General features: G+C 64.8%; 6 protein-coding genes. 3 read left to right on the forward strand and 3 right to left on the reverse strand.

Annotation, left to right across the window (positions count from 1 at the left end; all coding sequences use genetic code 11):
• Positions 1 to 214: hypothetical protein (locus QZY03_RS21360; RefSeq protein WP_295584404.1), on the forward strand; the 214-nt coding region annotated here is incomplete at its 5' end.
• Here QZY03_RS21360 and QZY03_RS21365 read toward each other — a convergent pair.
• A complete protein-coding gene (locus QZY03_RS21365) occupies positions 204 to 2,561 on the reverse strand; it encodes a PKD domain-containing protein (protein ID WP_295584406.1) in 2,358 nt (785 codons plus the stop codon). The two genes, QZY03_RS21360 and QZY03_RS21365, sit on opposite strands and share 11 nt — an antisense overlap.
• Positions 2,562 to 2,932: 371 nt before the next feature.
• Here QZY03_RS21365 and QZY03_RS21370 point away from each other — a divergent pair, with 371 nt between their 5' ends.
• Positions 2,933 to 4,258, forward strand: coding sequence for an AarF/ABC1/UbiB kinase family protein (locus tag QZY03_RS21370; protein ID WP_295584407.1), 1,326 nt, complete (start codon positions 2,933 to 2,935; stop codon positions 4,256 to 4,258).
• A gap of 191 nt (positions 4,259 to 4,449) precedes the next feature.
• Here the strand turns inward: QZY03_RS21370 and QZY03_RS21375 are convergent, their stop codons facing one another.
• Positions 4,450 to 4,746 carry a type II toxin-antitoxin system Phd/YefM family antitoxin gene (locus tag QZY03_RS21375; RefSeq protein WP_295584408.1) on the reverse strand — a complete coding sequence of 99 codons (297 nt, stop codon included), beginning with the start codon at positions 4,744 to 4,746 and terminating at the stop codon, positions 4,450 to 4,452.
• A gap of 235 nt (positions 4,747 to 4,981) precedes the next feature.
• Here QZY03_RS21375 and QZY03_RS21380 point away from each other — a divergent pair, with 235 nt between their 5' ends.
• Positions 4,982 to 7,189 carry an HRDC domain-containing protein gene (locus QZY03_RS21380; RefSeq protein ID WP_295584410.1) on the forward strand — a complete coding sequence of 736 codons (2,208 nt, stop codon included), beginning with the start codon at positions 4,982 to 4,984 and terminating at the stop codon, positions 7,187 to 7,189.
• A gap of 172 nt (positions 7,190 to 7,361) precedes the next feature.
• On the opposite strand, the gene QZY03_RS21385 is transcribed toward QZY03_RS21380, so the two are convergent.
• Positions 7,362 to 9,200 carry a hypothetical protein gene (locus QZY03_RS21385; protein ID WP_295584412.1) on the reverse strand — a complete coding sequence of 613 codons (1,839 nt, stop codon included), beginning with the start codon at positions 9,198 to 9,200 and terminating at the stop codon, positions 7,362 to 7,364.
• Between the last annotated feature and the right edge of the window lie 124 nt (positions 9,201 to 9,324).

Raw genomic sequence — 9,324 nt, forward strand, 5'->3', positions numbered from 1 at the left:
CCTCACCCCAACCTACGGCACTACGGCACTCCTTGGCAACCACGGCAGCGACGGCCCGACCGTGGCGCTCGATGACCACGGGCTCACGCCGGGCCGTCTCCAACAGTTGGCCGAATTGGCACCCGCCCAACCAAGGCTGAAGCCTTGGACTCCGGGGCGGGTTGGCAGGTGCGCGACGCCATCCGGCCGTCGCCTGGTCCGCCCTACGGACTGATGGGTACGCCGGTCACCAGCACGTCGTCGATGTAGGCGAAGTCGCTGGTGTCGGTGTCCCACATGCCGAAGGCGATGCCGAACGCCGGGTTGTTGGCGGCGGCGGCCGGCAGGGCGACCTCGAGCAGATGCGGTTGCCCATCGCTGGCCGGGTGGTGGTTGTCGATGGTCAGCGGTTCGTACCAGGTTTGGCCGTCGGTCCAATAGAGAATCAGGTACTCCCAATTCTCGAACGACTTGGCGCCCAGGTAGACCGACAACACGAGATCCCGGTATCCGACGGTGGAGCGGCCGCGCTCGACCCAGACATTGTTGCCGGTGAAGCGCATGGCGTGGGTTCCGTGCTTGGGATCACCCGCGTACCAGGCGACCTTGCCTTGGCGGTACCAACCCGCGAGCCCGGTCTCGAAGTCGCTGGAAAGCACCGTTTGGCGGGCGGCCGACGGTGCCACCTCGATCAGGCCGGTGCGGGTCAGGCTGTCGCCGCCGGTGTCATTGCTGACCGTGAGGGTAACGCTGTAGGTGCCGGGCGCGGTGTAGACATGGGTCGGCGCGGCCAGGGTGGAGCTGCCGCCGTCGCCGAAGGTCCAGGACCAGGCGGCGACAGCGGTCGAACGGTCACTGAACTGGACCTGCAGCGGGGCGGCTCCGGCGGTCGGCGCGGCGTCGAATCCCGCCGTCGGCGGCGGCAGCGGGCCGGCCTGGAGTTCATAGGCACCGCGGTCCCAGGCGCTGCCGGAGGGTCTGGGAGTCAATTCCAGATCGAGGGCGACGGCGGCGAGTTCCAGACCCGAATCGACCGCCGGGCTGGTGGCCGCCGGGCGCAGGTCGCCAGCCGTCGGATTGAGCCATTGGGGATTGGCGATCAGGCGCCCGGGCTCGCTCGCGTAGGCCCCCGGGTTGGCGGCATAGAGGTTATGAGAGAAGGTGAAGCGCCCGGCCGTACCCCATTCGACGATGCCGCCGCTGCTGAAATCAAAGATGTTGTTGGCGAAGCGCACATCGGTGATGCCCCCGTATTGCTCCAGCAGAATGCCGCGATTGAATCCGCGCACGCTGTTATTGGCAATGAGCACACCGCTCGACCCGCCGCCGTCCACGTTGAACGCGTAGATCCCGGCGCCGACGCCGGTGGTATCGGCGAGTTCGTTATCGAAGATAGCGATGTCGTCGCTGCCCGCATAGAGATGGATGATGCTGTTGGCCCCGGTGTTGGCCTTTCCGATGTTGTGAATGCGGTTGTTGTAGATCAGCACAGACTGCTTGCCGTCGCGGATGTCGATGGCGCCGTTGGATTGGCTGATCAGCGCATAGTCATGGATGAAATTGCCGGCGACCACGTCGCCCAGGTTGTACTCCTTCAAGTCGACCGCGTTCTCCATGATCGCGTTGGCGGCGCTGCCCTGGGTGGCGATGTCGTTGCCGATCACATGGGTGTAATAGGCGTGATTGGCCGCCGGACCATGGCCGCCGGCACCGACATAGACGCCCTCGGTCGGGGTGTTGTAAAGGGTATTGTTCCAGATCAGGTTGTAGCGCGACGGCTCGTTCTGGTTACCGGCAATGAGGATACCGGCACCCTGCAGGTCATAGAACCGGCTGTTCATGACGACGTTGAAACTCGAATCCTGGAGATGCACCCCGCCGCCCTGGTGCGAGCCGGTGGCGTCGATGCCGTCGACGATGGTCCAGTCGACCGGGTCCGCATCGTCATAGTCGAGGTAACGGCCGATATAAATCATGGTGTAGATGGCCGGCTTGGTGCTCGCATCCAGCAGTACCCGTTGATTGGCCGGGTCCGCCGAGGCATTTCGGAAGATGATCGGCCGGCCGACCGCGGCGGTCAGATAACGGGCGTCACCGGCGATCCCGGACTCGTCGCGGAAAGCAGCCCCGGCGGCCCGGACCCAGGGTCCGTCCGCGTCACTGCCGGTTTCCAGGATTTCAAAGACGCCATTGTTGGCGCGCCAACTGCGATAGACATAGAGCCGGTATTCACCTGGATGCCCGGCCAGATCGATCCCGGACAGATCGGTGCCGACCGGGAAACGGATGGTATCGGTCCCGGCGACCGCAACCCCGGTGGTGACCGGGACGATCGGCGCGCCGGACCGGGTCAGGGTGATCGCCTCGGCATAGGTGCCGGGGGCGATCAGAACCTGATCGCCGGGTTGCAGCGCGGCGGCGGCGGCATGGGCGATCGTGCGCCAGGGCTGGGCGGCGGAGCCGTCGCCGGCGTCGTTGCCGCCGGGCGACACGTACCAGTTTGCGGCCAGGGCCGCGCTGGGTATGGACAACATCAGGCTGGTGAACGCGGCGATGGCCGCCAGGGGACGACGCAAGCACATGAAGGGGTACTCCAGATTGACGCGACTGTCGCGATCTTCCCGGAACGGGCATGACGAATCGTCGAACCACCGTGCTTCGGAATACTCGGAGGACGCTCAGTTGCCCTCAAATATTAGCCTATTAGCATTCATCGATATGTAAAGAAATGTGTTCGATGGGTTTGCACGGCATTGCTCGGACCAGAGGCAACTGCGGCCCGACGGGCGGCGCTGCGGTGCAGACGCACTCGCCCGCGGTCATTCGAGCGCCGCGCACCAGTCGGCGCTGGCCCGCATCTCCGGCCCTGTATTGCGCATGGACATTAGCGGCCGCATCTTGACCGCCACCGCCGGGCAACTTGGCCTGCAACCGTATTTCGAGAGGCTCACACATGGCCAAACCTCCACTCCCCAGCGGCCTGGCCGTCCCCAGCAAACGCTTGGCTCGACTCTGGCACTTGGGCCGCGCCACCGGCGACTTGGCGGCCGGGGTCGGGTTGCGCGGGCTGTTCGAGCTGGCACTCAACCGCGACGGCGAAATGAACCGCATCCGGCTGTCGCCCGAACGCACCCAGCGTTTCACCGATCGCCTGGCGCGGATGCGCGGGGCGGCGATGAAGATGGGCCAACTCATGTCCCTGGACGGCTCCGACATCTTCTCGCCGGAGGCCGCCGGGATCATGGCAAGCCTGCGCGACCGCGCCCAGCCCATGCCGCTGGGACAGGTCAACCAGGTGCTCTCAGGCGAACTGGGGGCCGACTGGGACAAGCGCTTTCATCGCTTCAACTTCACCCCCATCGCCGCCGCCTCCATCGGCCAGGTGCATGAGGCCGAGACCCGTGACGGTCGGCACCTGGCCATCAAGATCCAGTTTCCCGGGGTACGCGAGAGCATCGACAGCGACCTCGACAATTTCGCCTTCCTGGGGCAGACCCTGGGGCTCGCGCCCAAGAGCGTGAACCTGGAGCCCATTCTGACGGTGGCACGTCGCCAACTGCACCAGGAGGCTGATTACCTGGCTGAGGCCGACGCGCTGGAGGCCTACGGAGCACTGGTCGGCGACGACCCCGACTTGCTGGTACCCAAGGTCCACCGGGACCTCTCCAGCACCCGCGTCCTCGCCATGGACTTCGCCACCGGTATCCCGGTGGACCAACTCACCGGCCCGGCGTTTCGCCAGGTGGAGCGTGACCGTGCCGCCACCCTCCTGGTCCGCCTCCTGCTGCGGGAGTTGTTCGACTTCGCGCTGGTACAGACCGATCCGAACTACAGCAATTTTCTCTACCAGGCCGAGACGCGCAAGCTGGTCCTGCTCGATTTCGGTGCCACCGAACGGATCGCCCCCACGCTGGTCGGGTACTACCGGCAGATGATGCAGGCGTCCGTCATCGGGGACACGGACGTGGTGCGCCAGTGCGCCCTGGCCTTGGGTTACCTGGACCCTGACGCCGCCCCGGAACAGGCCGCGGGCATTGCCGAGTTGATCGCACTCACCGGCGAACCGTTGCGTCACGCGGGACTCTATGATTTCGGGGCGTCCGATCTCTTTGAGCGGATCTTTGTCGGCGGGCGGGAACTCTTCTACGAGGATGCCTTCGGCCGGAACCCCGACCCGGCGACCTTCTTCCTGCATCGCAAGTTTGTCGGCACCTTCATGCTGTGTCGCCGTTTGCGGGCGCGGGTGGATTTGAACGAATTGACGGCGGCCTATGGGTGACCATCGCCACGCGGGTCTTGCCGTTCGCGGCCAGTGTCTCTCTGCCGCTCAACGAACACTCAGGCACAGGGGCAGACCGGGTCTATTCGCAGGGTCGGATCGGGTCTTTCCAGGGATTGACGATCGCAACACCGGCGGCGGCAAATTCGCCGGTGTTGCGCGTCACGACAGTCAGTCGAGCAGCCAACCACTCACAAATCGACATCCCGAACCGGCCCGGTAATCCGTGGATGCTCGAATTCGACCTCCGCCAGGGGCGATTCTGCGAGGAGCAGGACCAACTCGCGGCCCGTGCGGTGGCCCGTGAGGCGTTCATACTCTTGGGCCGAGACGACCACGGCGCGCTCCTCGCCATTGACTGTCACATGCTGAGATCCCTGCTCGACGGCCCGGCGCACCACATCGCTGAAGCGGGCCTTGGCATCCTGAAGCTGCCAATAGCTGGTATTGCCACGGCGGGAGGGCTCGTCTGCGCCAATGCTGTCCATGGCTTCTCCTGTTGTCTAGTCAGACTGACCAGACTTTAGCCCCAGGTGCGGCCTAGGTCAACCGTTGGGCGCTCGCCGCCGCCCTGGGCACCGGGCTAGCGCTCGCCATCTTCGCCCTGGGTCTCGCCAGGCCGCGGGTCGGGCCGGTCTGCCCGATCGAACCCGCCCCGCCACTGGCCGCAAGGCCGGAAAAGCCGCACAATGACTGTCGCCCCGCACAGTTGTCGAGACGGACATGCGCAATCCACAGTTGCAGTTGGCGCAAGAACTCATCCGCGGCACGGATCTGAATGTCTTTCTGACCGGCAAGGCCGGCACCGGCAAGACCACCTTTCTGCACACGCTCAAAGCAGACCTGCCCAAACGCACCATCGTCACCGCCCCGACCGGGGTGGCCGCAATCAATGCCGGCGGCGTGACCCTGCATTCATTCTTCCAGCTTCCGTTCGGACCTTTCGTGCCCGGCGGCGACGGCGAGCGCCAGACGGCGGAGCGGCGTTTGCGCCGACAGAAGCGCGAGATCGTCCAGGGCCTGGACCTGCTCATCATCGACGAGATCAGCATGGTCCGCTGCGACCTGCTCGATGCGGTCGATTTCGTGCTGCGCCGGGAGCGCGACTCCGACCGGCCATTCGGCGGCGTCCAACTCCTGATGATCGGCGACCTGCATCAACTCGCGCCCGTGGTGCCCGGGCCGGACTGGGCGATCCTCAGGGAGTTCTATGAATCCGCCTATTTCTTCGGCAGCCGGGCATTACAGGCGACCGAGATGGTGCCCATTGCGCTCGAGCACATCTACCGCCAGTCCGATGCGGATTTCATCGAACTGCTCAATCGCGTGCGTGACAACCGGCTGGACGACGCCACCCTGGAGCGGCTGAATTCACGCTATCAGCCCGATTTCCGGCCCAGCGAATCGGCGGGCTATATCACCCTGACGACGCACAACCAGGGCGCCGATCGCATCAATGAGACGCGCCTCACCGCACTCGACACCAAGTCATTCACATTCGCCGCGAATATCCAGGGCGACTACCCGGCGCACAGCTATCCGACCGCCGAGAAGCTGACTTTGAAACAAGGCGCCCAGGTCATGTTCGTACGCAACGACGCCGGACCGGCCAAGCGCTATTTCAACGGCAAAATCGGCACCATCACGCGCCTCGGGCGCGAGCGCATCGGCGTGCGCTGCCCGGATGATGCGACCGAGATCGAGGTCGAACCGGTCACCTGGGAGAACATCCAGTACAGCCTCGACCAAGAGACCAAGGCGATCACCGAGGAGGTCGTCGGCCGCTTCACCCAATACCCGTTGCGCCTGGCCTGGGCGATTACCATCCACAAGAGCCAGGGCCTGACCTTCGAGCGGGCCATCGTCGATGCCGGAGCGGCCTTCTCGCCCGGGCAGGTCTATGTGGCCTTAAGCCGCTGCAAGACCTTCGAGGGGCTGGTGCTCGGTACCCCCATCCCGCGCCGGGCGGTCATGACCGATCAAGTGGTGGCGGACTATGTCACCGAGGCCACCCGCCACCCGCCAACCCAGGACCGGATCGACCGCGCGCGCATCGCCTATCAGCAGCGGCTGCTCCAGGAATGCTGGGATTTCGGCACCCTCGGCACCCGGCTGCGGCGGCTGCTCGGCCTGCTGCGCGAGCACCAAAGGGTGATCGACGCGAACGGCACGGACACCATCGACGCCCTGGAGCGACAGACCAATGATGCAGTCGTCACCGTCGCCGCCAAATTCAGGGGCCAGCTCCGCGCGTTGTTCCGGGAGGATTTGCCCCCGGAGGACGACGCGCGCGTGCAGGAGCGCCTGCGCAAGGCGTCCGTCTATTTCTCCGAGCAGCTCCAGCAGGGCTTGCGCCCCTGGCTCGCCGCCTTCGCGTTCGGCACCGACAACAAGGCGCTGAGCAAACAGCTCGGCCAGGCCGTCGTGGAGCTGCGCACGGAGCTGGCGGTCAAGACCGCCGGTATCGAAAGCTGCCGGGAGGGGTTCGCGACAGCCGCCCATCTGAGCGCGCTGGCCAAGGCGCGGATCGATGCCGAGCCCAACGGGCCGCCGACGGGGCCAGAACCCGACCCGCGCCACGACGCGGCCGAGAGCCCCGGACTGCTGGGCGCGCTGTTGCGTTGGCGCGACCAGAAGGCGCAGGAAGAAGCGCGCGAGGGCGTGGAGCACTATCGCGTGCTGACCCGCGCCGTCCTGCGACAGATCGCCGACACCCTGCCCCAGAACCCGAAAATGCTGGTCGCCGTCAAAGGCATCGGCAAGCCCTCCGTCGCGCGCTATGGAGCAGAGATTCTGGCCATCGTCGCCGACTGGTGCCGTTGCCAGCGCGTCGATGCCGCGGCCGTCCCGCGCCCCGGTCAGCCGCTCAGCGATGGCTCTTCCTACGGCGAGATCAAGATGGTGCAGGCGCATCTGACGCGGGAGCGATGACTATGCATAGGAGGGGGAATCGGGGGGCCGCCTCCGACCTCGGCGACGCTGCCGCCCATGAGTGATCTCTGCTGATGCAGGTCGCGAGCGGGTTGTCCCCGGTGTTGGCTCCTGGACGTGCCTCCACCAGCCGCTAAAGGTGCGGTGCGCAAGCGCACCGCAGCCCGGTGCGTTACGGGAAGCTGACGAAGCCGAGCGCGCCGACCACGCTCTTGGTCGCGTTGAGCCCGTAGTTGTGCGCGACCCAGACCCTGCCGCCCTCCGGATCACGTTCGGCCGCGCCTTGCTGCTGGCAGTGCCTCGGGTCGGTCACTAAGGTGAACCCCGAGGTCAAGGAATCGGGATCGACCTGCTGGCCCGCGGCATAGCTCGTCGGCTTGCCGAAGCTCGTCTCGTTGTACCGACGCCGAACCACGCTCGCGTCATAGCCCGCCTTTGTGCCAAGAGCCCGCACGGCCGAGAAGCCGATGACCTCGTCCCCCAATGTCGTCACGCCGAGGCGGGCGCAATCGTAGGACTTGATGACATTGTTCGGAACCAAGAGCGGCTTGTACGGCATCGCCTGGTCCGCGGCTTGCACCTTCACGTCGATGCTCGTCGCCGTGGTCGTCACGGGATAGCGTCCGTAGTGTATCGCGTAGCGTTTGCTGCGCTTTTCCACTTCTTCCTCCTTCGCGATGCGCAATGCGCCTTTCCAGTAGACCCAGGCCTCGCTGGGAAACAGCGTCGCGCTTGTCCAAACCAGGCTCGGGGCGGTATAGCCTTGATGGGTCTTCGAGAAACCGAAGACGCGGCCGCTCGAGCCGATTCCCACCGTCAACACGCTCTGATTGTCCTGCGTGCGCGGGACGGACAGAGTGTAATCGTTGTCGAGATTGCTCTGGTCCAAGCGGAAGAAGCGCGGACGCTTGGCGCCGCTGCGCATCGCCGACAGGTCGAAGACGAGAGCCGCATAGCCGTCTCGATTCTCTGCATTCTTGTGGCCGACGATGAGCTGATTTCCGACGACTGCGAGCGTCGGCCAGTCACGGTAGTTAGACTCCTTGACCGCGCAGAGGTGGAAGCCATCCGCAGGGTTCTCGCTCACGGATACGGCAATCATCAGGTAGCGCCGTGCGGAGTTGCAGTAATCGAAGGAGTAGCGCTCGATTTCGCTAGGGTCCCAATACGCTGAGCACTCGTCTACCGTTGGTCCGCCATGATCTTCCCAGTAGAACTTCGAGGGCCTCTGCCAAAGTGTGTTTCGCGCTTGGGCTAGGAACACGAAGCGCTTTCCGATGGAGTCGTAGGCGGCCCGTGAATCATAGACTTCGTGCACACAGAAACCATGTCCGCCATCGGTCTGCGGATAGTCGCTCAGGCAGTTGCCAAGCCCGCTGAAGCTGTTCAGATTACGCACCGGATCAGAGGATCCGTCGAGGAAGTCCGAAAAAAGCGTCGCCGCGGGGATTTTCATGATCCGCTCTCCGGTCTTCCGGAACACGCTCAGATCCCCATGGGCCATGGCGACGTTTTCCATCCCCGGACCGAGGACAGGCTCGTGCAAGGCATCAAGGCCGCTGCGAGCGAGCGCGATCGGACCGATAGCCTCGAACATCGGCGGGTTCGGCTCGGATTGAGCGAGCCCGGTTTTGAATGAGTAAATCGTCTCGTGCTGAACGAAGGGTGCGATATAGCTCGAGCCAAGCTGACTCGAAGTCCCCATTGCGGCATACCCGTCGGAGTACCAGGACGCCGTCTCGCCGTTCTGCTTGCGATCGGCGATGCCCAGGACGCGACTGGCCGGACGTTGCCCTGCCGTTTCGAATTGGAGGTTGGCCGTACCGAGTTTGAGCGGCATACCGACCGCCATCTTTCCGTCATTCAGATAGGTTCTGGTCTGCCCGTTCGCCGCGATCGTAATCGCGATCACTTTGTCCGCACTGGATTCAACCGCCGTAAGGCGCGTTGAACAGGGAGGTCGGATGCCGGGCGGCTCCCGACCTCCTGCCTGTCTCTCGACTTTGGCCATTTCAGGCCGTCGAGGCCAGTTGATCCAGCAAGCGTTCCCAGTCCCGCTGGGAAATAACGAGGGCGTCCGGGTCTGCGGTTGAGTTGACGAAATTCGCCGCCGCCCAACTGGTGCGGCGCACCAG

The organism is uncultured Lamprocystis sp. (assembly GCF_903933125.1).
Taxonomy (GTDB): Bacteria; Pseudomonadota; Gammaproteobacteria; order Chromatiales; family Chromatiaceae; genus Thiodictyon.